This window comes from Streptomyces sp. NPDC059909 (assembly GCF_042730885.1).
Lineage (GTDB): Bacteria > Actinomycetota > Actinomycetes > Streptomycetales > Streptomycetaceae > Streptomyces.
This window is the reverse complement of the sequence record NZ_JBHWKX010000023.1, coordinates 40422-64771: the sequence shown is the minus strand read 5'-3', so window position 1 is coordinate 64771 and position 24350 is coordinate 40422. Positions and strand designations below refer to the sequence as shown.

The 24350-nt window shown below is 72.1% G+C and carries 19 protein-coding genes and 1 pseudogene; 5 read left to right on the top strand and 15 right to left on the bottom strand.

Going from position 1 to position 24350, the window contains the following annotated elements; translation table 11 throughout:
* Positions 1–9: 9 nt before the first annotated feature.
* Genes ACFV9O_RS17860 through ACFV9O_RS17850 form a run of 3 tightly spaced genes read left to right on the top strand, consistent with a single transcriptional unit; the run spans position 10 to position 1847 of the window.
* Entirely contained in the window at positions 10–663 is a 654-nt protein-coding gene (locus ACFV9O_RS17860; protein ID WP_385418605.1) for a DUF6529 family protein, read from the top strand.
* Entirely contained in the window at positions 660–1136 is a 477-nt protein-coding gene (locus tag ACFV9O_RS17855; RefSeq protein WP_385418602.1) for a Rieske (2Fe-2S) protein, read from the top strand. The genes ACFV9O_RS17860 and ACFV9O_RS17855 overlap by 4 nt, the downstream gene beginning before the upstream one ends.
* Positions 1137–1166: 30 nt before the next feature.
* Positions 1167–1847, top strand: coding sequence for a DNA polymerase beta superfamily protein (locus ACFV9O_RS17850; protein WP_385418599.1), 681 nt, complete (start codon positions 1167–1169; stop codon positions 1845–1847).
* Positions 1848–1919: 72 nt separating this feature from the next.
* Here the strand turns inward: ACFV9O_RS17850 and ACFV9O_RS17845 are convergent, their stop codons facing one another.
* The 14 genes and pseudogenes from ACFV9O_RS17845 to ACFV9O_RS17780 form a co-directional block, all read right to left on the bottom strand.
* Positions 1920–2672: a DNA polymerase beta superfamily protein gene (locus ACFV9O_RS17845; protein WP_385418596.1), complete on the bottom strand. Its 753-nt coding sequence runs from the start codon at positions 2670–2672 to the stop codon at positions 1920–1922.
* Positions 2673–2695: 23 nt separating this feature from the next.
* Positions 2696–3718, bottom strand: a complete 1023-nt coding sequence (locus ACFV9O_RS17840; protein WP_385418594.1) for an ADP-ribosylglycohydrolase family protein — start codon at positions 3716–3718, stop codon at positions 2696–2698.
* Positions 3715–4455, bottom strand: a complete 741-nt coding sequence (locus ACFV9O_RS17835) for an NUDIX domain-containing protein (RefSeq protein WP_385418591.1) — start codon at positions 4453–4455, stop codon at positions 3715–3717. Before ACFV9O_RS17835 ends, ACFV9O_RS17840 begins: the two co-directional genes overlap by 4 nt.
* Before the next feature lie 5 nt (positions 4456–4460).
* Positions 4461–5540: an AAA family ATPase gene (locus ACFV9O_RS17830; protein ID WP_385418588.1), complete on the bottom strand. Its 1080-nt coding sequence runs from the start codon at positions 5538–5540 to the stop codon at positions 4461–4463.
* A complete protein-coding gene (gene pnuC / locus ACFV9O_RS17825; protein ID WP_385418585.1) occupies positions 5537–6193 on the bottom strand; it encodes a nicotinamide riboside transporter PnuC in 657 nt (218 codons plus the stop codon). The genes ACFV9O_RS17830 and pnuC overlap by 4 nt, the downstream gene beginning before the upstream one ends.
* A 126-nt stretch (positions 6194–6319) precedes the next feature.
* The gene (locus ACFV9O_RS17820) at positions 6320–7372 is read right to left on the bottom strand and encodes a pseudouridine synthase (RefSeq protein ID WP_385418582.1); all 1053 of its coding nucleotides are present in this window, start codon (positions 7370–7372) and stop codon (positions 6320–6322) included.
* Entirely contained in the window at positions 7372–7944 is a 573-nt protein-coding gene (scpB, locus tag ACFV9O_RS17815) for an SMC-Scp complex subunit ScpB (RefSeq protein ID WP_351233085.1), read from the bottom strand. Before scpB ends, ACFV9O_RS17820 begins: the two co-directional genes overlap by 1 nt.
* Positions 7945–7991: 47 nt before the next feature.
* On the bottom strand, positions 7992–9071 hold the full coding sequence (locus ACFV9O_RS17810; protein WP_385418579.1) for a segregation and condensation protein A: 1080 nt from the start codon (positions 9069–9071) through the stop codon (positions 7992–7994).
* Positions 9072–9729: 658 nt separating this feature from the next.
* Complete coding sequence (locus ACFV9O_RS17805) at positions 9730–10281, bottom strand: hypothetical protein (protein ID WP_385418727.1); 552 nt, start codon at positions 10279–10281, stop codon at positions 9730–9732.
* Complete coding sequence (locus ACFV9O_RS17800; protein WP_385418577.1) at positions 10278–11408, bottom strand: ParA family protein; 1131 nt, start codon at positions 11406–11408, stop codon at positions 10278–10280. The genes ACFV9O_RS17805 and ACFV9O_RS17800 overlap by 4 nt, the downstream gene beginning before the upstream one ends.
* A gap of 387 nt (positions 11409–11795) precedes the next feature.
* On the bottom strand, positions 11796–12911 hold the full coding sequence (ald, locus tag ACFV9O_RS17795) for an alanine dehydrogenase (protein WP_385418725.1): 1116 nt from the start codon (positions 12909–12911) through the stop codon (positions 11796–11798).
* 147 nt (positions 12912–13058) lie between these two features.
* Positions 13059–15165, bottom strand: a pseudogene (locus ACFV9O_RS17790) (tetratricopeptide repeat protein); the annotation flags it as partial.
* A 379-nt stretch (positions 15166–15544) separates the two neighbouring features.
* Complete coding sequence (locus tag ACFV9O_RS17785) at positions 15545–16171, bottom strand: NUDIX domain-containing protein (RefSeq protein ID WP_385418575.1); 627 nt, start codon at positions 16169–16171, stop codon at positions 15545–15547.
* A gap of 98 nt (positions 16172–16269) precedes the next feature.
* Entirely contained in the window at positions 16270–17937 is a 1668-nt protein-coding gene (locus ACFV9O_RS17780; RefSeq protein ID WP_385418722.1) for a CTP synthase, read from the bottom strand.
* Positions 17938–18384: 447 nt separating this feature from the next.
* On the opposite strand from ACFV9O_RS17780, the gene ACFV9O_RS17775 reads away from it, so the two are divergent.
* Both ACFV9O_RS17775 and ACFV9O_RS17770 read left to right on the top strand, forming a co-directional pair.
* Positions 18385–20187 carry a glycoside hydrolase family 15 protein gene (locus ACFV9O_RS17775; protein WP_385418719.1) on the top strand — a complete coding sequence of 601 codons (1803 nt, stop codon included), beginning with the start codon at positions 18385–18387 and terminating at the stop codon, positions 20185–20187.
* 1092 nt (positions 20188–21279) lie between these two features.
* The gene (locus ACFV9O_RS17770; RefSeq protein WP_385418573.1) at positions 21280–22677 is read left to right on the top strand and encodes an FAD-binding oxidoreductase; all 1398 of its coding nucleotides are present in this window, start codon (positions 21280–21282) and stop codon (positions 22675–22677) included.
* A 22-nt stretch (positions 22678–22699) separates the two neighbouring features.
* Here ACFV9O_RS17770 and ACFV9O_RS17765 read toward each other — a convergent pair whose 3' ends face one another.
* Positions 22700–24349 carry a flavin monoamine oxidase family protein gene (locus ACFV9O_RS17765; RefSeq protein WP_385418570.1) on the bottom strand — a complete coding sequence of 550 codons (1650 nt, stop codon included), beginning with the start codon at positions 24347–24349 and terminating at the stop codon, positions 22700–22702.
* Position 24350 lies beyond the last annotated feature (1 nt).

Here is a 24350-nt window from a genome sequence, read left to right as displayed (position 1 = left end):
AGGTGCTTCATGAACGTCGACCCGCCGCGGAGCGGAGACTTCCCGCCGCCTCCACCTCCGCCCCCTCCGCCACCCCCGTCCGGGGCCCAGCCCCAGCCGCCGTCGGAGGGGCCCTCGCCCGGGCTCGCCGGCTCAGAGGCGGTCCGTTATCTCGTCCCGGCCCTGGTCGCGATGGCCGTCGCGGTGGCCCTCGGGGTGTACGGAAGGCTGCACGCCCCTGCCGCCACCGCCTTCAACCTGGCCGGTTTCACCAGCCCGAGTGCGGTGAAGGCCTGGCTGGCCACGGCGTCGCTCGCCTTCGCGATCGTGCAGCTCGTCACCGCGCTCATGATGTACGGGCAGATGCCCGGCCTGCGGGCCACGTCCTGGACGCCCACACTGCACCGCTGGTCGGGCCGGGTGGCGTTCCTGCTGGCCGTGCCCGTGGCCGTGCACTGCCTGTACGCGCTGGGCTATCAGGTGTCCACCGCGCGGGCGGCCTGGCACTCGTTCCTCGGCTGCTTCTTTTTCGGCGTATTCAGCGCAAAGATGCTGCTGTTGCGCATGGAGCGACTGCCGGGGTGGCTGCTGCCGGTCATCGGCGGGCTGGTTTTCGCGTCGCTCACGATGCTCTGGCTGACCTCGGCGCTCTGGTTCTTCCGCACGTTCGGAGTGACGAGATGAGTGACCGCGTGAGCAATGAGGGCACCACCCGCCGTACGGTCCTGGTGACCGGTGCCGCCCTGCTGGTGGTACCGGGCTGCAGCAAGTACGGGGACGAGGGCAGCGACGATGTGACGCTGCGCCCGGCGCCGGCCTCGCCGACGCAACCCACCGGGGAGCAGAGCGACGGCGCGCAGCCGCCCGCGGGCGAGGTGCTGGGCACCACGTCCGAGGTGCCGGACGGCGGCGGGAAGGTCTTCAAGGACCAGAAGGTGGTGGTGACCCAGCCCACGAAGGGCGACTTCAAGGCGTTCACGGCCGTCTGCACCCACCAGGGCTGTCTGGTCGACAAGGTCGAGAACGGCACGATCGACTGCCCCTGCCACGGCAGCAAGTTCCGCATCACGGACGGCTCGGTGGCGCGCGGGCCCGCGCAGCGGCCGCTGGCGGCGAAGCAGATCACCGTCACCGGGGACCAGATCCGTCTCACGTAGCGTCACGGAGCCTCACGTAGCCTGTCGCGCATGACTCCCGAGGCGCTCGTGCGTGACCACACCGTCTACTCCTGCGTGATGGGCTCGCGCGCCTTCGGGCTGGCAACGGACGACAGCGACACCGACCGGCGAGGTGTGTTCCTGGCGCCGACTCCGCTGTACTGGCGCTTCGAGAAGCCCCCGACGCATGTGGAGGGCCCGGCCGACGAGCAGTTCTCCTGGGAGCTGGAACGCTTCTGCGAGCTCGCGCTGCGCGCCAACCCCAACATCCTGGAGTGTCTGCACTCCCCGCTGGTCGAGCACATCGACGACACCGGCCGCGAACTGCTCGCCCTGCGCCACGCGTTCCTGTCGCGGCAGGCCCACGAGACGTTCGTGCGGTACGCCGTGGGCCAGCGCCGCAAGCTCGACGCGGACGTGCGCCGGCACGGCGCTCCGCGGTGGAAGCACGCGATGCATCTGCTGCGGCTGCTGGCGAGCTGCCGCGATCTGCTCCGCACGGGGCGGCTGGTCATCGACGTCGGCGACGACCGCGAAAGCCTGCTCGCCATCAAGCGGGGCGAGGTGCGATGGGCGGAGGTCGAGTCCTGGATGACGCGGCTGGTGGACGAGGCGGACGACGCGGCCGCCACGAGTCCGCTGCCCGCGCAGGCCGACCGCGCCCGGGTGGAGGACTTCCTGATCCGCACCCGCCGCGCCTCGGCCGGCTGAGCGCCGGCTCCTCGGCCTGACGGCCGTCACGCCGTCACGCCGTCACGCCGTCGCCTCCCGACCCTGCGGCCGTCACCGCCGCATACGGACCACGAAGTCGTGCAGGGCCTCGTACGCGCTCGGTTCCGGCGGAAGGGCCGAGGCCGCCTGGGCGGTGTCCAGCAGCTCGTGGAGCGCGTCGAAGTCGGCACGGACGGCGTCCGCTGACAGGCCCGCCGCCGGGCCGTGCTCGGCGGCCGCCTTCGCCTCGATCAACTCGGGCAGAAAGCCCGGGGCCTCCCGCACCTCGCCGAGCAGGGAGGGCAGATGCGCCTGTACCTCGCCGGCGCGCATCAGGTGGACGCCGGTGAGCAGCGCGCGGAAGGCGTACAGGAGCGGCTTCAGCTCGCCGGTCTTCTCGTACAGCCGCCACTGCGTGTTCGCGAACCCCCGGTAGTGGTGCGCGTGGTGGCCGGTGAGTACGCCAGGGGCGAGCGAGACCAGCTCCGCGTGCGCGTCGGTCGTGTGGACGACCAGCGGTGACAGCAGCTGCTCCAGCACATAGCCGTTGCGCCGCAGCATCAGGCGCGCGAACTTGCGCAGGTCGTGAGTGACCAGGTCCATCTCGACACCGTCCCGGTCCCACATCCGGGACCGGGTCTCCTCCGGTTCGCGCAGCCCCACGAGCTGCTCCACCGGCAGCAGATGGACACCGCGCAGGTCCACGTCGGAGTCCTGCGACGGGAATCCGTACAGGTGGGCGCCGGAGACCGTGGCGAAGAGCACCGGGTCGGGCTGCTCGGCGACGACGGGGGCGAGGTCGGCGGGGAGGAGGGCCAGTGTCATGGCCCGAGCATCCCAGCCGTGGATCAGGCGTCCCAGAGGGCCCCCAGCGTCAGCAGCTCGCTGCGGTACTCGATCCGCTCGGCCCATTCCTTGGGCCACGCCCCCGCCCCCAGGTGTGCCCCCGCGAACGCGCCGGTCAGGCACGCGATCGAGTCCGAGTCGCCCCTGGTGCAGGCGGCGCGCCGGAGGGCCAGGAGGGGCTGTTCGGGGAAGAGCAGGAAGCACAGCAGGGCCGTGGCCAGGGCCTCCTCCGCGATCCAGCCGTCGCCCGTCGCGAGGCACGGGTCGGTCTCCGGGTTCGGGTCGCGCAGCGCGGCGGTCAGGCGCTCCAGGACCGCCAGGCACTCGTCCCAGCCGCGCTCGATGAAGGCCTCGGGCGTCGGGTCGTGCGAGTACGTCCACAGGTCGCCGAGCCAGCGGTGGTCGTAGCGGGAGCGGTTCTCGTACGCGTACGAGCGCAGCCGGCCGACGAGGCCGAGCGGCTCCGTGCCCTGGGCGAGCAGGAACACGGCGCGAGCCGTGAGGTCGGAGGCCGCCAGGGCCGTGGGGTGGCCGTGGGTGAGCGCGGCCTGGAGCTGGGCCGCGCCCGCGCGCTGGCCCTCGCTCAGCCCCGGGACGAGCCCGACGGGCGCGACCCGCATGTTGGCGCCGCAGCCCTTGGAGGCGATCTGGCTGGCCTCCTGCCAGGGCATGTCGCTGTCGAGCTTGTGGCAGGCGACCAGGCAGGTCCGGCCCGGGGCGCGGTTGTTCTCCGGGGAGTGGTACCAGTTCACGAACTCCTCGCGCACCGGCCGGGTCAGCCGCAGCGGGGCGAGCAGGCCCCGGTCCATCGCGGTGCGTATGCCGCGTGCGAGGGCCAGGGTCATCTGGGTGTCGTCCGTGACGATCGCGGGCCTCGGCAGCTCCATCTCCCGCCACGGCCCGTACTTGGCGAGGATCGCCGGCACATCGTTGAACTCGGTGGGGAAGCCGAGCGCGTCACCGAGCGCCAGTCCGGTCAGGGTGCCCGTGGCGGCCTGTTTGGTGACGGTCCTTGTCGCGGTCATGGCGTATGCCGTCCTTCCGGTCGCAGCAGTGGAGGATGCAGGGCGTTCGCCGGCCCCGCCCGGTAGAGCGCGGCCGGTTTGCCCCGGCCGCCGGTCAGGCGCGCGCCCCCGGCCACGGCCTCGACGAAGCCGGGCGTGGTGAGGACCTTGCGCCGGAAGTTGGGGCGGTCGAGCTCGACGCCCCAGACGGTCTCGTACACCTGTCGCAGCTCGCCGAGCGTGAACTCGGGCGGGCAGAAGGCGGTGGCGAGGCACGTGTACTCGAGCTTGGCGCCGATGCGCTCGTGCGCGTCGGCGAGGATGCGGTCGTGGTCGAAGGCGAGCCTGCCGTGGCTGCCGTGGGGCATCCACCGGGCGTGCGCGGCGTCACCGCCGCCCCGTGGCTCGGGCAGGTCGGGGACGAGCGCGGTGTACGCGACGGACACGACCCGCATCCGGGGGTCGCGGTCCGGGTCGCTGTACGTACGCAGCTGCTCGAGGTGGAGCGCGGCGGCGGTGCTCGCCGACAGGCCGGTCTCCTCGGCGAGTTCACGGCGGGCGGCCTGGCCCGCTGACTCCCTCGGCAGGACGAATCCTCCGGGGAGCGCCCAGGCGCCCTTGAACGGTTCCTGTCCGCGTTCGATGAGCAGCACGTGCAGCTCGCCGTCGCGAACCGTGAAGACGGCGAGGTCGACGGTGACCGCGAAGGGCGGGAAGGCGCGCGGGTCGTAGGTGCCGGGGTCGTACTCCTCCGTCATGTCGCTCACCGCCTCTCGGGGAGGGGGTCGGCGAAGTGCCAGCCCTCGGCGAGCAGGGTGTCGACGGCGGCCACGGCCTCGGCCAGCCGCCGCTCGTGCGGGCCGCTCAGGGTGACGAACCTCCGCCCGGTGCGGGCGAGCTGGGCGGCGAAGCGCGCGGTCATCCACGGCCGCAGCTCCTCGCCGTCGCGCAGTCCGTCGTCCTCGAACGGCACACCGCGGTGGTCGGTGAGCAGCCACAGATCACCGCGGCCACGGGCGGCGATCTCGGCGACCTCCTCGCTCGGCCCGCCCATGTACCGCTCGTGCCATATGGTCGTCGCGAAGGCGTCGGTGTCGCACACGAGCACGGGCGAACCCGTGCGGGCGGCGGTGTCCTCCAGCTCGGTCTGCCGCCGGGCGATCAGCGGGAAGTCGCCGGAGCGCAAGCGGACGTCGGACCAGGTCGCCCCGGGCCGCTCGGCGCGCAGCTCGGCGAGTTTCCGCTCGCTGTACTCCCTGCCGTACTCGGGTACGCACCCGGTCCGCGCCCAGACCCCGCCGCGCCGCCGGAAGTGCTCGGCGAGCGCCCTGGCCAGGGTGGTGGTGCCGGTCGACTCGGCGCCGAGCACGACGACGCGGCGGGCGAGCGCGGCGCGTACGGGCGGCTCCAGGAAGTCCCAGCAGCCGACGGGGTCCTTGCGCACCGCCGTGCCGGAGACCGGGAAGACCGTACGGCCGGGGTCGACGCAGACGGAGTCGGCACGGAAGCGGCGGGCGAGTTCGTCCCCGTACGGCTCCGAGGTGAACACGGCGTCGACGCGCCCGGGGACGGCGGCGCGGAAGACGGCCATGTGCGCGTCCCAGACGGCCGGGTCGGTCAGGTCGACGGGAATGTCGTCGATGGCACCCACCACCCGGACGTCCGGGTGCACTTCGCTCATCCACGCCATCCGCTCGTCGAGCGGGAGCGACTCGACGGACGCGGCGCAGACGAGGACGGTGAGCCGGTCGCAGCGGTCGGCCGCGGTGCGCACGAGGTGGTGGTGGCCGGCGTGCGGCGGATAGAACTTGCCGAGTACGAGTCCGTGCCGGTAGCGCTTCATGCTGTCGCCTCCGCCAACTGCCGCCGCTGTACGGCCGGGTCACGCGTCCAGTTGCGCAGCCCGTGCACGCAGAGGGCCAGGAACCCGACGTACAGCAGCGAGGTGAGATAGAGCTCCTTGTACGCGTACAGCGGTACGTAGACGAGGTCGGCCGCGATCCAGAGCCACCAGGACTCCAGCCGCTTGCGGCACTGTCCGTACGTCGCCATGAGGGAGAGCGCGGTGGTCAGGGCGTCCCAGAAGGGGACGGTCGAGTCTGTGGCGCGGGCCAGGAGGAGCGTCAGGCCGAGGGTCCCCACCGCCCCCGCCGCGAGCAGCCACGTCCACTCGGTGCGCGTGGTGCGGCGCACCGGGAGGGCGTCGGAGGAGCCTGGTCCACCCCCGTGGGTCCAGGTCCACCAGCCGTATGCGGCGAGGGCGATGAAGACGATCTGCAGGCCGGCGTCGGCGTACAGGCCGGCCTGGGTGAACAGCAGGATGAACAGGACGTTGTTGGCGATGCCGATGGGCCAGTTGGCGATGTGCTGGCGGGCGACGAGCCAGACGCAGAGCGCCCCGCTGCCGAAGCCGAGGACCTCGGTCCAGCTGAACGGTGTGCCGAGCAGAGTGAACAGCGGCTGCTGCAGTGGTCCGAGTATGTCCGCGAGGCCCACGTGCTCCCGCTCCCTTCCTTAAGAGTCATTCTGACTATAAAGCGGTGGGGGCGGCGCGACAAGCACGAAAAAACCCGCGGCCGTCGAAGCGACGGCCGCGGGCTCCTGCGGAACGGTCGGGTCGGGTCAGAGACCGACTTCCTTCATCAGCATGCCGACCTCGGTGTTGGTCAGGCGGCGCAGCCAGCCCGACTTCTGGTCGCCCAGCGCGATCGGGCCGAAGGACGTGCGGACGAGCTTGTCGACCGGGAAGCCCGCCTCGGCGAGCATCCGGCGCACGATGTGCTTGCGGCCCTCGTGGAGGGTGACCTCGACCAGGTAGTTCTTGCCGGTCTGCTCGACGACCCGGAAGTGGTCGGCGCGGGCGTACCCGTCCTCGAGCTGGATGCCGTCCTTGAGCCGCTTGCCGACCTCGCGCGGAAGGGGGCCCTGGATGGCGGCGAGGTAGGTCTTCTGGACGCCGTACTTGGGGTGGGTGAGGCGGTGGGCCAGCTCGCCGTGGTTGGTGAGCAGGATGATGCCCTCGGTCTCGGTGTCGAGCCGGCCGACGTGGAAGAGCCGGGTCTCGCGGTTGGTGACGTAGTCGCCGAGGCACTGGCGGCCGTCGGGGTCCTCCATGGTGGAGACGACACCGGCCGGCTTGTTCAGCGCGAAGAACAGGTACGACTGCGTGGCGACGGTCAGGCCGTCGACCTTGATCTCGTCCTTCTCCGGGTCCACGCGGGTGCCCTGCTCGATGACGATCTTGCCGTTGACCTCGACGCGGCCGGCGTCGATCAGCTCCTCGCAGGCGCGGCGCGAGCCCATGCCGGCGCGGGCGAGGACCTTCTGCAGCCGCTCGCCCTCCTGCTCCGCGCCCGGGAAGGTCTTCGGGGTCTTGATCTGCGGCTTGTTCGCATACCGCTCGCGGTTGCGCTCCTCCGCGCGGGCGTCGTACTCACGCGAGCGGGCCGGGGCGGTGCGGCCGCCGCCGCGCTGCGGGGACTGTTTCGGAGCGCCCTTGGCGCCGCCGCGGGCGGCCGCACCGCGGCCCTTCTTCGGCCCTTCGGAGGAACCGCCCACGTCGTAGCGGCGCTCCTCGGGACGGGGCTTGCCCGCGCGCTTCTGCTTGTCGTCGCGCGAGTTACCGGCACCCCGGTAGTTGCCGCGTCCGCTGCTGTTACTGCCGCTGCTTCGCATCAAAGTTCCGTCGTCGTCTTGTCGTCGTCGTCTGTGTCCGGAGCGTCCGGATCGAACGACGGAACCCCTTCCTGCGTCTCGGCCTCGATCGCGTCCGCCTCCGGAAGGAAGGGAGCGAGCTCCGGGAGTTCGTCCAGACCGCGCAGGCCCATCCGCTCCAGGAAGTAGTTCGTCGTCCTGTACAGGATCGCACCTGTTTCGGGTTCCGCGCCCGCCTCCTCGACGAGACCCCGCTGGAGGAGGGTGCGCATGACGCCGTCACAGTTCACTCCGCGCACGGCGGAGACCCGCGAACGGCTCACCGGCTGGCGGTACGCGACCACCGCGAGGGTCTCCAGCGCCGCCTGGGTGAGGCGGGCCTGCTGGCCGTCGAGGACGAAGCGCTCGACGGCGGCGGCGTGCTCGGGGCGGGTGTAGAAGCGCCAGCCGCCGGCGACGAGGCGGAGCTCGAAGCCGCGGCCCTGCACGGTGTACTCGTCCGCGAGCTCGCGCAGCGCGTCGGCGACCGCGCGGCGCGGCTGCTCCAGCACCTTGGCGAGGTGCTCCTCGGTGGCCGGCTCGTCGACCACCATGAGGACGGCTTCGAGGGCGGGCTTGAGCGCAGGCTTGAGGTCGTCGCTCACGCCTTCTCCTCCGTTTTCTCGGGGCTCTCGGGGGGCCGGTCGAATTCGTCGGTGACCTGCGCGACGGCGTCGCCACCGGCCCAGGTGACGATCAGCTCACCGAGTGCGTCCTCCTGCTCGAGGACGACGGCCTTCTCACGGTAGAGCTCCAGCAGGGCGAGGAAGCGCGCGACGACGGTGAGGGTGTCGCCGACGCCCTCCGTCAGCTCGCGGAAGCTGACCCGTCCCCGGTCGCGCAGCATGCCCACGACCACCTCGGCCTGCTCGCGCACGCTGACGAGGGGCGCGTGGATGTGGTCCACGTACACCTGGGGCTTCGGCTTGGGCTGCATGGCCTTGACGGCGAGCCTGGCGAAGCCCTCGGCGCCGATGCTGATGACGACCTCGGGGAGCAGCTCGGCGTGGTGGTCCTCGAGGCCGACGGTACGGGGGTACCGCCGGGCCTCCTCCTCCAGCCTGGCGTTGAAGATCTCGGCGATCTGCTTGTACGCCCGGTACTGCAGCAGCCGCGCGAACAGCAGGTCCCGCGCCTCCAGCAGCGCGAGGTCCGCCTCGTCCTCCACCTCGGCGGCGGGCAGCAGCCGGGCGGCCTTCAGGTCGAGCAGGGTCGCGGCGACGACGAGGAACTCCGTCGTCTGGTCCAGGTCCCAGTCGGGCCCCATGGCGCGGATGTGCGCCATGAACTCGTCGGTGACCTTGGACAGCGCGACCTCGGTCACGTCCAGCTTGTGCTTCGAGATCAGCTGCAGCAGCAGATCGAACGGCCCCTCGAAGTTCGCGAGCCGCACGGTGAACCGCCCGTCGTCGGCGGCACCGGATTCGTCTGGGGACACGTCGGCGGACCCGCCCGGGGTCTGCTCGCCGACGAGACCCGTGGCGGCCTTGGTGGGCGCCACGCCCACCGCCCGGTGGGTCCCGCGGCCGTCGGTCCCGGCAACCTGTCCCAGCACATCAGGCGCGTGCCCGGGCGGGTCCACAACCTCGGCCGCACCGGCTGCGGCGCCGACCGGCGCGCCGACCGCCCGAGAGCCGTCAGCCCCGTACCCGGGCTCCTCAGGGTCCGTCCCGGAGACCACCGGACCCGGCGCCGAATCGGCCGGGAGGCCGGCGGCGGGGGCCGACGGCCGGGAGCCGATTCGCCCCGCCCCAGGCGTATCGGGCTCATGGCCGTGTTCCACCGCATCAGCAGATCTGACAGGCCCGGTCGTCGCGCCCCCGGGCTCCGCCGGAGCGGCCGGCGCCCCGGCCTCCGCCGTCCCGGCAGGGTCCGCGAGGAATCGCCCGGTTCCGGACGTGACTGCGGGTGCCCCCACGCCCTCGGGGCTCGGCAGGAAGGCGCAGGCAGCGCCTCTGGGCTCGTCGGAGACCACCGGACCCGGTGCCGCATCGGTCGGGAGGCCCACGGGGGCCGACGGGGCCGCCACGGGCGCGGCAGCCGTCTCGGGGGCCGGTGACTCCGCCACAGGCTCGGCAGCCGGGCGCGGCTCCGCCGGAGCGGGCGGCGCCTCGGGCGACAGGGTGGCGGGAGCCGACGGGTCCGCCATGGGCTCGGGGGACGTCTCGGGGGGCTCCGGGGGGAGTCCCGCGGCGTGGGGCCACGAGCGGGATCCGGACGTGCCCGGGCCGCGGCCCAGGGCGCGGCGGGGGCCGCGCGGGGCTGGGGTGGGGGCGTCGTCCGTCGGGGGCATCGTGGTCCAGGGTGCGGAAAAGAAGGGGCGCGCGCAGGCTACCCCGTCAGCGACCGCGCAGCCGCCGCACCAGGATGCTCGCGTCGCCCCGCGACTCCAGGTCCGCGAGCACGACCGCGACCGCCTCGCGGACGATGCGCCCGCGGTCGACGGCGAGACCGTGCTCACCGCGGAGCACGAGACGCGCGTGCTCGAGGTCCATCAGTTCCTCGGCCGAGACATAGACCGTGATCTTCTCGTCGTGGCGCTCGCGCCCGCTGGGCCTCCGGTTGGCGGCCCGCCCCCGGCGTCCCCGCGGCGCCGCGCCCGCCGCGGGGGCGCCGGAGCGCCCCTTCGCAGCGGCAGCGGACGCGGCGGCCGTGGCCGAGCCTGGCTCGCCCTCCGCAGCCGCGGCCGTGCCCCGGCTGCGGGACTCGGCGCTCTCCGCCTCCTCCTCCGCCGGGGAGTGCTCCTCCGGTGACCGCTCCTCCGCCTGCGCCGGCACGCGCGCCTCACCGTTCGCGCCGTTGGCGCCGCTCGTCCCCCGCCTCGGGGACGACGACTGCAGGCCCATGCCCCCGGTCGTACGGAACAGCTCGTCGGCCCCGGGCAGACTCACTCGGCGTGACACCGGGCGAGCACCTCCCTGGCGAGCTGGCGATAGGCGGCGGCACCGACGGAGTTGGACGCGTACGTCGTGATGGGCTCACCCGCGACCGTGGTCTCGGGGAACCGCACCGTGCGCCCGATGACCGTGTGGTACACGTGGTCGTCGAACGCCTCGACCACCCGCGCCAGCACCTCACGGCTGTGCACCGTGCGCGAGTCGTACATCGTCGCGAGGATGCCGTCCAGCTCCAGCTCGGGGTTGAGCCGCTCCTGGACCTTCTCGATCGTCTCGGTCAGCAGCGCGACACCGCGCAGCGCGAAGAACTCGCACTCGAGCGGCACGATCACCTTGTGGGCCGCCGTCAGCGCGTTCACGGTCAGCAGACCGAGCGACGGCTGACAGTCGATCACGATGTAGTCGTAGTCCTGCATCAGCGGCTTCAGCGCACGCTGCAGGGTCGACTCGCGCGCGACCTCGCTCACCAACTGGACTTCCGCGGCCGAGAGATCAATGTTGCTCGGCAGCAGGTCCATGTTCGGCACGGCGGTCTTCAGCAGGACCTCGTCCGCGGACATGCCCCGCTCCATGAGCAGGTTGTAGACCGTGAGGTCGAGCTCCATCGGGTTCACGCCCAGCCCCACCGACAGCGCCCCCTGGGGGTCGAAGTCGACGAGCAGGACGCGCCGTCCGTACTCGGCGAGCGCGGCGCCCAGGTTGATGGTCGACGTCGTCTTGCCGACGCCGCCCTTCTGGTTGCACATCGCGATGATCTTCGCGGGGCCGTGGGAGGTCAGCGGGCCCGGGATCGGGAAGTAGGGCAGCGGCCGTCCGGTGGGACCGATCCGCTCGCGGCGCTGGCGGGCCGCGTCGGGCGCGAGCGTGGCCGCGTACTCCGGGTCCGGCTCGTACTCGGCGTCTGGGTCGTAGAAGTGCCCCTCGGGCACCTCGTCGTAGTCGGCGAAGTGGGTGGACTCTCGGCCACTCTCGTTGCCGGCCATGGCGTTCACGTGTTGGCCGTCCATCATCTTCATCGTGTGGGCTGTCGTCGTCATGTGCTGGTGGGTCGCGAAGGTTCGGACAGCGACAGAGCCGACAGCTTCGAGCCCGGACGCAGAACCCTGGCCCTGCGCAGGCACTCCTGCTTGACCACCCCCGGGAGAAAATGTCGACTCATTCACAAGTCGTCTTACCTCCTTGGACGTGACCAGGAAAATTTATCGATAGGTCAGCGTGGCACCATGCCGACGGTTGGCGACTCTATGGCGTGTCACCGGTCCGCAGCAACACAATCCACCGGACCCGGCCCGATGTGTCGGCAACCGAACACCCCTCTGTCAAGGGTGCACAGCGGTCGGTCCGCGTGTTTCACGGGTGTGCGAAACGGTTAAAGAGTTACGTTCGAGGCGAGTTGAGCGCGTAGTGGGAAGTGTCCGGACACACATCCGGCCGGACCTTGCTCGACAAGGTCCGGCCGGATGCGTGATGTTGACGAGCCGTATTCGACGGATCCGTCGGTCGGCGTCTCAGCCGAGCAGCGAGCTCAGCTCGACGGACTCGAGGCCGTGGGCCTCGGCGACCTCCTTGTAGACGACCTGGCCGTCATGGGTGTTGAGGCCCTTGGCCAGCGCGGGGTCACGGCGCAGCGCCTCGACCCAGCCGTTGTTGGCCAGCGACACGATGTACGGCAGCGTGGCGTTGGTCAGCGCGTAGGTGGAGGTGTTGGGCACCGCGCCCGGCATGTTGGCGACGCAGTAGAAGACCGAGTTGTGGACCTGGAAGGTCGGCTCGGCGTGGGTGGTCGGACGGGAGTCCTCGAAGCAGCCGCCCTGGTCGATCGCAATGTCGACAAGGACACTTCCGGGCTTCATCTTGGCCACGAGCTCGTTGGTGACCAGCTTCGGGGCCTTGGCGCCCGGGATGAGGACGGCGCCGATGACGAGGTCGGCCTCGATGACGGCCTTCTCCAGCTCGTAGGCGTTGGAGACGACGGTCTTCACCTGGGTGCCGAAGATCTTGTCGGCCTCGCGCAGCTTGTTGATGTCGCGGTCGAGCAGGGTCACGTGGAAGCCCATGCCGACGGCGATCTGGGTGGCGTTCCAGCCGGAGACGCCACCGCCGATGACGACGGCCTCGCCGGCGTGGGTGCCCGGGACACCGCCCGGCAGCACGCCACGGCCGCCGACCGAGCGCATCAGGTGGTACGCGCCGACCTGCGGGGCCAGCCGGCCCGCGACCTCGGACATCGGAGCGAGCAGCGGCAGGGCGCGGTTCGGGAGCTCCACGGTCTCGTACGCGATGGCGGTCGTGCCGGACTCGAGCAGGGCGTCCGTGCACTCGCGGGAGGCGGCGAGGTGCAGATAGGTGAAGAGCGTCTGGTCCTTGCGGAGGCGGTGGTACTCCTCGGCGATGGGCTCCTTGACCTTCAGCAGCAGGTCGGCGGTGGCCCAGACCTCGTCGGCGGTGGGCAGGATCTGCGCACCGGCGGCGACGTACTCCTCGTCCGTGATCGAGGAGCCGACGCCGGCGTTCGCCTCGATGAAGACCTGGTGGCCGTTGCGCACGAGCTCGTGCACTCCGGCGGGGGTGATCGCCACCCGGAACTCGTTGTTCTTGACCTCGCGGGGGATGCCGACCTTCACGTCGATCACGGTCCTTGGCTCAGGGGGATTTCTGGTGCACTTCCATACTTACCCGGATGCGCCAGGCGCAACGGGAGAGACCGGGGCGACACCCGGCAGAGCCAGTCTAATGAAGGACTTCTCGCTGTCTAGCCTTGCAAAGCAAAATTCCTCGACGGAAGCACTACGGATTTCGTAGGCCGGAAGCGTCGGTCCCCAGCAGCTGCCCAGCAGCCGCCCGGTGCAGCCTGGCCGCCGCCGGGTCACCGAGCCGGTCCAGCGTGTCGGCCAGTCTGAGCTGCAGCGCCCCCTGGAGCCGTACGTCCCCGGCCCGCCGCGCCCAGTCCACGGCGTCCGCACAGGTCCGCAGGCATTCCTGGGGGCGCCCCGCGTACTCCTGGACCCGGGCCGCCTCGCTCAACGCCCGCGCGTATCCCGGCAGATCGCCCGCCCTGCGGTGGCCGGCCGCGGCCGCGCGCCAGTTCCGCAGGGCCTCGCCGTAGCGGCCGGCGTACGTGTGCACGGCGCCGAGGCGGCCGTAGAGCCTCGCCTCGTCGGCGAGCTCCCCGCGGGCGAGACGCTGCGAGAGGGCGCGGCCGTACCAGTCGGCGGCCCGCTGCCAGTCCCCCAGCTCCTGATAAGCCCCACCTACGGATTCCATTGCGCGACCGGTCGCGTACGGGTCATTTGCTCTGCGCCCGGCGTCCAGCGCTGCCCGGTATCGCGCCAGGGCGTCCTCGGTGCGACCGGTTCCGGCGTCCAGATCGGCGAGGTTCAGCAGGGCCGCGGCCTGCTCGCGGTGGAGCGCGCGACGCTCGGCCACATCGAGGACGAGCTGGTGCAGTCCGTACAGATCGGGCGCGACGGCCACGGTGCCGCGGTGGGCGACCAGGGCGCGTACGACTGCGGCGATCAGCCGGCGGGCCAGGGTGTCCAGCTCGCCGTCGGCGACCGCGAGCCGCGCCGAGGCGAGCAGCGCGGGGCGGCGCGCCAGCAGCCAGGCGTCCGCGGCCTGCGGATTCGGGAAGCGCAGCGCTTTCGGCAGCCCGGCGAGCCTGCGCCGGGCCGCGGAGCCGTCGGGTTCGGTGACGGCCCGGCAGGACTGCAGCAGCCGTACGGTCCGTTCGAGCATCCGGGCGCGGGAGAGCTGGATCTCGGCGGGACGGTCGTGCGTCGTCATCAGGTCGTACAGGAACGGGGCGAGGCAGCCGGGCACCTCGTACGTCTCCCCGGCCGTGCCCGCCCGCAGCAGGCCCAGCGCGACGAAGTCCTCCAGCGTCGACCGGGCCGCCGAGACCGAGCAGCCGGCCAGCGCGGACGCGGTGTGCGCGTCGGCGAGCCCGGCGGGCGCGAGGGCGAGCAGTCGCAGTATCCGGGCGGCGGGCTGCGGCAGGGACTCGTACGCGAGCCGGAAGGCGCGGGCCAGCGGACGGGCGCCGGTGGGCTGGTCGGGGTCGTCCGGCATCCCGCGCAGCTGCTTGGCAGCGTCGGCGACCGAGGCCTTGGGGCGGGCGGCGAGCCAGCCGCCCGCCAGGACCATTGCTGCGGGCTGCCCGCCGCACTGCTCCACGAGCGACTCGGCGGCCTGCGGGTCGACGGTGATCCGCACCTCGCCGGCGTAGCCGCTCAGCAGGTCGATGGCGGACTTCGCGTCCATGCCGCCGATCGTGCAGGGCCGGACGTCGGGGATTCCGGTGAGGGGGCCCTTGGCGACGGCCACGACCAGGCAGTCGGGATTGTCGGGGAGCAGCGGGTCGACCTGTTCGGCGTCGCCGGCGTCGTCGAGCAGGAGCAGACAGCGGCGTACCGCGAGGGCCTCGCGGACCATCTCGGTGAGCTCGTCCTCGCCGGCGCCGGGCGGGGCGTCGATCCCGAGGGTGTCGAGCAGCTCGCGCGCGGTGCGGTCGGTGGGGACGGGGGCGCCGCCCGGCTCGGTGAGCCGGGCCCTCAGCACGCCGTCGGGGTACTCGTCGGTCAGCCGCCGTGCCAGCTCGTCGGCGAGCGCGCTGCGTCCGGAGCCGGGCCGCCCGGCGACGAGCAGCACCCGGGCGCGGGGCGCCTTGCGCCCGGAGATGGTGTCCAGACCGGCCCGCTCGATGTCGGACCGCAGCGCCTTCAACTCACGCTGGCGCCCGATGAATTGCCCAACCACACCGGATACGGTGCCATGGCCGTCCGGCTCCGCGGGCCCGGGGCCCGGGTCGGCCCCCGGCCCGGCCGGCGACGGGTGGCCCTGGGGCGAGGGGCCGTTCCACTCCACCGCCTGCTCCCTCACGGGCCACGCTCCCAGTCCGTCGCCGAACGAGCCGAACCCACCGGGGTTTTCCGTGCGGGCGCTCAGAGCGTAATTCAGTCATCTCGCCGAACCGGGGCGGCCGCGACGGCGCGCGACACGCGTTTCCCCCGATCGGATCAGCCGATGTTCCCACCAGGGGCGGGTGCGGGTGCGGGTGGGCATGCCGCGCGGGCCTTCTCCCCGCCCCGCCCCTTCCCGAACCTGGGCACCGCCCCGGACCCCTGAAGGGTGGCTCCGTCCCCCGCCGGTCCGGCCCACCCGGCCGGCACCGGCCCGCATCACACCCGTCCGGCGCTTGAGGACGGACACACGGGCCGGCCGGACGGTACCGGTCACGCCTCAGGGCCCAGGCCGCCGGCTACGCCGCGAACGGCCTCGCCGGCCAGGGCGCCTCGGCCGGGCGGAGGGACTCCATGCCGTCGCCCGCCAGCGCCGCCGTGAGCGCGAGCACGCCCACCACCAGGCAGTTGTTGTGCAGCTCCCCGGCCAGCACCCCCCGCACCAGCTCCTCCAGCGGCACCCGGGCCAGCTCCATGTCGGCCTCCTCCTCGGCGACCTGGAAGCGCTCGCCCTCCGCCTCGGAGAGGTCACGGGCCAGGAAGATGCGGACAGCCTCGTCGCAGCCGCCGGGCGTGGTGTACACGTCGGCGAGCACGCGCCAGTCGACCGCCTTGACGTGCGCCTCCTCGTACAGCTCGCGCTGCGCGGCCGTCAGCGGGTTCTCGCCGGGGACGTCGAGCAGGCCGGCCGGGATCTCCCAGAGCTTCTGGCGCACGGGGTGCCGGTACTGGCGGAGCACGAGGACGCGTCCGGACTCGTCGAGGGCGAGCACCGCGACCGAGCCGGGATGGACCTGGTAGTCACGGCGCGCGACCGAGCCGTCGGGCATGACCACGTCGTCGGTACGGACACTCGTCTTGTTGCCCCTGAAGGGGGTGGCGGTCGCGGTGACCTGCCACTCCTCGGGGGTGTCCTTGATGGTCATGTACGTCCTCCCAAACGCCGGAACCGGGGCACGGAACCTCTCCCAGTCCGTACCCCGGTCCACCGTAATACCTTGTGGTGCCTTGCCTCAGTTGCCCGTCAGTTGCCCGTCTTGCGCTCGACGGCGGCCTTGATCAGGCCCGCGAACAGCGGGTGCGGGCGGGTCGGGCGGGAGCGCAGCTCCGGGTGGGCCTGGGTCGCGACCAGGTACGGGTGCACATCGCGGGGGTACTCGACGTACTCGACGAGCTTGTTGTCCGGGGACGTGCCCGAGAAGACGATGCCCGCCTTCTTCTCCAGCTCCGCGCGGTAGGCGTTGTTCACCTCGTAGCGGTGACGGTGGCGCTCCTCCACGTACGGCTGGTCGTCGTACACCTCGCGGACGATCGACCCCTCGGCGAGCTTCGCCGGGTAGAGCCCGAGGCGCATCGTTCCGCCCAGGTCGCCCGCGCCCTCCACGTACGCCAGCTGCTCCTCCATCGTCGAGATGACGGGGTGGGCGGTCGCGCTGTCGAACTCCGTCGAGTTCGCCTCCGGGATCTCGGCCAGGTTGCGCGCGGCCTCGATCACGATGCACTGCAGGCCCAGGCAGAGGCCGAGCAGCGGGATCCTGTTCTCGCGGGCGTACCGGATCGCGCCGACCTTGCCGCTGACACCGCGGTCGCCGAAGCCGCCGGGGATGCAGATCGCGTCCACGTCGCTCAGCTGCTTCGCCGCGTCGGCCGGGGTCTTGCAGTCGTCCGACGTGACCCACTTGATCTTGACGCGGGCGCGGTTCGCGAAGCCGCCGGCACGCAGCGCCTCCGTCACCGAAAGGTAAGCGTCGGGCAGGTCGATGTACTTGCCGACGAGCGCGACACTGACTTCGTGGTCGGGGTTGTGGACGCGGTCCAGCAGGTCGTCCCAGGTCGTCCAGTCGACGTCGCGGAACGGCAGGTCCAGCTTGCGCACGACGTAGGCGTCCAGGCCCTCGGTGTGCAGCACCTTCGGGATGTCGTAGATCGACTTGGCGTCGATGGCGGCGACCACGGCAGCCTCGTCCACGTCGCACATCAGCGAGATCTTGCGCTTGATCGCGGTCGGTACGTCTCGGTCGGCGCGCAGCACGATCGCGTCCGGCTGGATACCGATGTTGCGCAGCGCGGCCACCGAGTGCTGGGTCGGCTTGGTCTTCAGCTCACCGGACGGGCCGATGTACGGCAGCAGCGAGATGTGCACGACGAAGACGTTGTCCCGGCCGACCTCGTGACGGACCTGGCGGACGGTCTCCAGGAACGGCAGCGACTCGATGTCGCCGACGGTGCCGCCGACCTCGGTGATCACGACATCCACATCGTCCGTGGCCATGCGGCGGATGCGGTGCTTGATCTCGTTGGTGATGTGCGGGATGACCTGGACCGTGTCGCCCAGGTACTCGCCGCGCCGCTCCTTGGCGATGACGGTCGAGTACACCTGGCCGGTGGTGACGTTCGCGGAGCCGTCCAGGTCGACGTCGAGGAACCGCTCGTAGTGGCCGATGTCCAGGTCGGTCTCGGCGCCGTCGTTGGTGACGAACACCTCGCCGTGCTGGAACGGGTTCATGGTGCCCGGGTCGACGTTCAGATACGGGTCGAGCTTCTGCATCGTGACCCGCAGCCCCCGCGCCTTGAGCAGCGCCCCCAGGCTGGAGGCGGTCAGGCCCTTGCCGAGGGAGGAGGCGACACCCCCGGTGACGAAGATGTGCTTGGTCGTCGTGGCTGTGCTGTTTCGAAAAGCAGCGGGCGGCATGGCCAAGAGGGGGCTCCCGTGGTCGCGAGGTGGTCGTGCGTACCGGCGATCCCGCAGGTGGAGATCCTGAGACTTCCTGGGGTGCCGTCGCTGCGGTTCGGGGGTCAGCGCCCACCGGTCCACGGGCTACCAGGGTATCAGCGCCGAGGGGAGACTGCTTCCGGCCACACAGGGCATCATGGCCATCACGGGCTTCTCCGGGCTCACCCGCCGCTCACCCGTTCGGCGGCGCCGCATTGCCGGGAGCGTCGCGCGGATCACCTGGGTGCGTCGTATCCTGCTCGGACACTTGATTCGGAATCTCGCTGCCGAGCCGGGCCGGCGATCGGCACCACCCCCGCCCTTCACCCGGAACAAGAGCTCGTCAACGACCGATTGACCGATTGACACCCTTGACCGCAGTAAGCGCCACGCAGGGCGGACGTGGCCGTTCGACTGGAGATCCACGTGGCCGGGCGCATCGAGGACTACGCACTCATCGGAGACATGCAGACCGCTGCCCTGGTCTGCCGGGACGGCACGGTCGACTGGCTGTGCCTGCCCCGCTTCGACTCGCATGCGATCTTCGCCGGACTGCTCGGCACCGAGGAGCACGGTTTCTGGCGGCTCGGGCCCGCATATCCGGGCCACGCCGAGCCGCCCGCCGCGGACCGCCGCAGGTACCGGGGGGACTCGCTGATCCTGGAGTCCGAGTGGGACACGCCGCGCGGAACGGTCAGAGTGACCGATTTCATGCCGCCGCGTGACGGGGCGCCGCAGCTGATCCGGATCGTGGAGGGCTTGAGCGGCCGCGTCCCCATGCGTTCCGCGCTGCGGATGCGGTTCAGCTACGGCCGGGTGGTGCCGTGGGTGCACAAGGTCGACAACCGTACGGTCGCGGTCGCGGGCCCCGACTCGGTGTGGCTGGACACGCCGACGGAGACGTACGGCAAGGACCTGACGACGTACTCCGACTTCACGATCTCCCCCGGCGACCGGCTGGCCTTCACGATCAGCTGGCAGCCGTCCCACCGCGAGCCGCCCGCGCTGCCCGACCCCGAGGGATCGCTGGAGGCGACGGAGGACTTCTGGCGCGAGTGGGTCGAGCACTGTACGTACCACGGCCCCTACCGTGAGTCGGTGGTCCGCTCGCTGATCACGCTGAAGGCGCTCACGTACGCCCCGACCGGCGGGATCGTCGCCGCGCCGACCACCTCGCTGCCGGAGGAGATCGGCGGCGTACGGAACTGGGACTACCGCTACACCTGGCTGCGCGACGCGGCGATCACCCTCTCCTCGCTGCTGCGCACCGGCTACCGGGAAGAGGCCCGGGCCTGGCGCGAGTGGCTGCTGCGCGCGGTCGCCGGCGACCCGGATAACCTGCAGATCATGTACGGCATCGCCGGCGAGCGCGAGCTCGGCGAGGCGGAGCTGGACTGGCTGCCCGGGTACGAGAACTCCGCCCCGGTCCGGGTCGGCAACGGCGCCGCCAACCAGCTCCAGCTCGATGTGTACGGCGAGGTCACCGAGGCACTGCACCTCGCACACATGACCGGTCTGTCGCGCAACGACTACGCCTCGCTCCTCCAGCTCAAGCTGATCCGGTACCTGGAGGACCACTGGGACCAGCCCGACGAGGGCATCTGGGAGGTCCGCGGGCCGCGCCGCCACTTCGTGCACTCCAAGGTCATGGCCTGGGTCGCCGTCGACCGCACGATCAAGCTGATCGAGTCGGGCGACGCCGACGGGCCGCTGGAGCGCTGGAGCGAGCTGCGCGACGACATCCACCGCGACGTCTGCGAGAAGGGCTACGACAAGGAGCGCAACACCTTCACGCAGTCGTACGGCTCGAAGGAGCTCGACGCGTCCCTGCTGCTGATCCCGCAGATGGGCTTCCTGCCGCCGGACGACAAGCGGGTGATCGGCACGATCGAGGCGATCCAGCGGGAGCTGTCCACGCCGGACGGTTTCGTGCTGCGCTATCCGACGGCCGGTGACGAGGCGGGCGTCGACGGTCTCGAGGGCGACGAGGGTGCCTTCCTCGCCTGCTCGTTCTGGCTCGCGGACGACCTGGCGATGATCGGGCGCGTCGACGAGGCACGGCGGCTCTTCGAGAAGCTGCTGTCGCTGCGGAACGATCTGGGGCTGCTCGCCGAGGAGTGGGATCCGCGCCTGCAGCGACAGGTGGGGAACTTCCCGCAGGCGTTCAGCCACGTCCCGCTGATCGACACGGCACTGCGGCTGACGGCCTCCGGCGCGTACGGCGGCTGACCGGGGGCTCCGCCCCCGGACCCCGGCCCTGCCACGCGGGCGGGCCACGCCTGCGGTGCGCCGTGCGCCCGCCCCGGTGCGCCGGGGGGCCAGGCCGCCGTCGTGCGGCGAGTAGGCAGGGGCTCCGCCCCCGGACCCCGGACCTGCCACGCGGGCGGGGCCACGCCTGCGGTACGTCGTGCGCCCTCCCCGGTGCGCCGGTGGGGCCACGCCGCCGTCGTGCGGCCCGCCCGGCTGAACGCGGTGGGCCACCGCAGGTGCCGCGTGCGGCGAGTAGGCAGGGGCGCCGGCCCCCGGACCCCGGCCCTGCCGCCCTGGTGGGCCGCGCTGCGGCACGCCGAGCGCCCGCCCCGTTGAACGCGGTGGGCCCGCCGCCGGCGCGCTGGCGAGGGCTCGCCGCCGGTGCCGCGTGCGGCAGGTAGGCAGGGGCTCCGCCCCGGGGCCTCGGCCCTGCCGCGCGGGTGGGCATACACGTGGGCTCGCAGCAGGTGCGTCATGCAGCGGGTAGGTCAGGGCCCGGACCCCGGCCCTGCCGCGCGGGTGGGCCGCGCTGCGCCACGCCGAGCGCCCACCACCCCGCCCGTGCGCTGAACACCCGCTCAGGGCCCCTGACGGCGGGCGCGCATCGGGTGCCGCGTGCGGCGGGTAGGTACGGGCTCCGCCCACGTGGGGCCACGATTGCCCCCGCCCGGCTGTTCCGCCGGGACACGCCGCCGGTGCGGCACGAGCCGGTACCCCCGGCGCAGCGGCTGTGCTCCGCTGCCTGCCCGGCTGCGCGGGCGGACACTGCGCCAACCTTCGTAGACCGGCGATCCCCGCCGCCCGCCAGGGCGCAGGGCGATCCCCGCCGCGGTACGCCTTGCGCCCGCGCCTGGCTTCGGTCCTGCCGCCGCTGTCGCGTGCGGCTGTGGTCCGGCTCGGCGGCTGCACGGCTGCGGGGGCGGGCATTGCGTCGTCCTTCCGGAAGGCGCTCTCCGACCGTCCGTCAGCGCGCAGGGGCGATCCCGGCGCCCGGGCGGCGCCCAGGGCGCGGGGCGCGGAGCCCGTCTCTACGATGGGAGAGTCCTGTTCGCACCCCGGAAGGGGGCCCTCATGGCGCCCCGGACCCTCGCGGAAGCGGCCCTGACAGGACTGCGCGAAAGCCTCGGCGGTGACGTCATCATCCCGGGCGACCCCGGGTACGACGAGGCCCGCGCGCTCTTCAACGGGATGATCGACCGGCGGCCCGCGGTGATCGTTCAGTGCGAGTCGGCGGCGGATGTGGCCGCTGCGGTGCGCTTCGGCCGGGAGAACGAGCTGGAGCTTGCCGTCCGTGGCGGCGGTCACAGCGTCGCGGGCCTCGCCGCGAGCGACGGCGGTCTCGTCGTCGATCTGCGCCGGATGCACGCGGTCACCGTCGACCCCGAGGCTCGTACGGCACGGATCGGCGGCGGAGCCACGATGAGCCATCTGGACCGGGCCACACAGCCGTTCGCCCTGGCGACCACCGGTGGCCGGGCCTCCACGACCGGGGTGGGCGGCTTCACGCTGGGCGGTGGATCGGGCTGGCTGGAGCGGAAGTTCGGCCTCGCCTGCGACAGCCTCGTCGACGTCGACCTGGTCACGGCCGACGGGAGCGAGGCGCGCGCGAGCGAGGACGAGAACCCCGAGCTGTTCTGGGCGCTGCACGGCGGCGGTGGCAACTTCGGCGTGGCCACGTCGATCACGCTGAGGCTGCATCCGCTGCCCGCCATGTCCGTCGCGTTCCTGTTCTTCCCGGCCGAGCGGGGAGCCGAGGTGCTGCCCGTCTACCGGGAGGTGCTGGAGTCCGCGCCGGACGAGGTCGGCGGCGGGTTCATCTATCTGACCGGCCCGCCCGAGGACTTCATGCCTGAGCACCTGGTGGACCGTGCCGTGTGCCTGGTGCTGGTCACGTACGCGGGCACCGTGCCGGAGCTGCGCCGGGCCGCCGGGCCGCTGCTCGGTCTCGGCCACGCGGCGGAGGTCGTCACGGAGCTCCCGTACGCCGAGCTCCAGTGCATGATCGACGACCCGCCTGGCCTGCGGAACTACTGGTCGGCCGAGTATCTGCGCGCGCTGCCCGACCAGGCCGTGGACGCTTTCTGCGCCCGCGCGGACAGCATGATCGTGCCGTCCAACTCGCAGCACATCCTCTTCCCCATGGGCGGCGCCCTGGCGCGCGGGGACTCGCAGTACCCGGTGCCGTGGCGGACCGCCGAGTGGGTCGCGCACCCGTTCGCGATCTGGGACAGCCCCGCCGACGACGCACGCGGCAGGCAATGGGTGCGCGACGCCCGCAACGACGTGATGCCGTGGTCCATCGGCCTCGTCTACCTCAACTTCATCGGACAGGAGGGCGAGGACCGCGTCGTGGCCGGGTTCGGGGCCGAGAACTACGGGCGGCTCGCCGCGGTCAAGGCGCAGTACGACCCCGACAACCTGTTCCGGCTGAACCACAACATCCGTCCCGCGGCCCCGTCGCCCGACTAGACCCCGTCCTCCGGGTCGGGCCTCACCGCAGTGCCTCGATCACCTCGTTCGCCGCACGCTCGCCCTCGGCGGCTCCGCCCTCCATGAAGCCCTGGAAGTCGTAGCTGCAGTGCTCCCCCGCGATGTGGAGGGAGCCCTGGGGGGTGCCCTCGTACCCGGCGTAGCGGTGCAGATAGCCGACGGGCCAGTACGAGTACGCGCCCTGGGTGTACGGGTCGCGGTGCCAGGCGGAGAGCTGGGCCCGTCCGGTCCAGGCGCCCCTCGTCCCCGGGAAGAACGCGTCGATGCCGGTCAGCCTGCGGGCGGCGAGGTCGCGTACGTACGGGTCCGACTCGGTGGGGAAGGGCGTCGCGGGGGTCAGCTGCCTGGCGAGGGTGCCAGAGCCGTACTGGATGAGGATGCCGCCGGTACCGGGCTGGATCTTGGTGGTGTCCCAGGTCTGCTGGACATCGGTGTCGGTGAAGCAGTCCCCCGCCGACACGCCCGGCCAGGGCCCGGTGCCGCGCCAGGGCCTGGAGTCGAACTCCATGTTGAGTTTGGTGCAGGCACCCATGCGGGCGTCGCGCAGCAGATTCGTCATCCGCGGATCGAGCCCGGCCCCGGACAGGTCGATCTGCTGGAGTACGGGCAGCGGCAGGCACAGGATCGTGTGGTCGGCGGTGACGGTGCGGACGGCTCCGGCGCCGTCGAAGGTGAGGGTCCGGGTGCCGTCGCCGTTGGCCCGCACCGCCATGAGCCGACGGCCCATCAGCAGCGAGCCCGTGGGCAGCGAGGCGGCGATGGCACGCGGGAGTCGATCGTTGCCGCCGGTGATGTGGTATCGCTCGTTGGAGAGCCCCCAGATGTTGAAGTTGCCCGGATTGGGCTGATACCCCATCAGCAGGACCAGGGCGAGGGACGACTGCTCGGTGGTGTCGGCTCCGTACTCGACGTTGTACGCGACGTCGAAGAAGCGGCCGAGCGGCGATGCGTGCCCGCCGGGGACCCGTGACTCGATCCATTCGTACAGCGACATGGTGTCCAGGGCGGTGCCGGCCGGAGTGGTCCGGTTCCAGAACACCTCGCCCGCTTCCTGGAGGTCGCGGCGGAGGGGCTGGTAGACGGCCTTGAAGTCCTCGTCGGCCTGGTCGCGCGGATAGTAGCCGTCGTTGAACCAGAGGACCTCCTCGGCGCCGTTGGGCCCGCCGCCCAGGAAGTCCTCCACGGGGAGGCCGAAGCGGCGGCAGAGTCCGAGGATCGTCTTGTGGCTGGTGTCGATCAGCTCGCCGCCGATCTCGGAGGTCCGCCCGTGCGCCCAGTGCCCGCGCTGGGTCCACATCCGGCCGCCGACCCGGTCGGTCCTGGCCTCGTACACGGTGCAGTCGATGCCCGCGTCGCGGAGGGTGAGGGCCGCGGTGAGGCCGGCGATGCCGGCACCGACGACGGCGACGCGGGGCGCGGTGGCGCCCGCGGCTGTGGCGGCCCGTGCGGGTGCGGGGCGTGCGGCGGCGGCCGTGCCGACGGTGGCGGCGAGGCCCACCGCGGCGGCGCGGGCGAGCAGTTCGCGGCGGCTGCTGGTCGACGCCTCGGCGCGCAGGCCGCGCAGTTCGGCGACGGGTAGGCGCAGCCGCCGGGCATCGGCGTGGTCGGAGACGAGTCGCTTCAGCAGGTGCATCGGGTGGGTGCGTGCCATG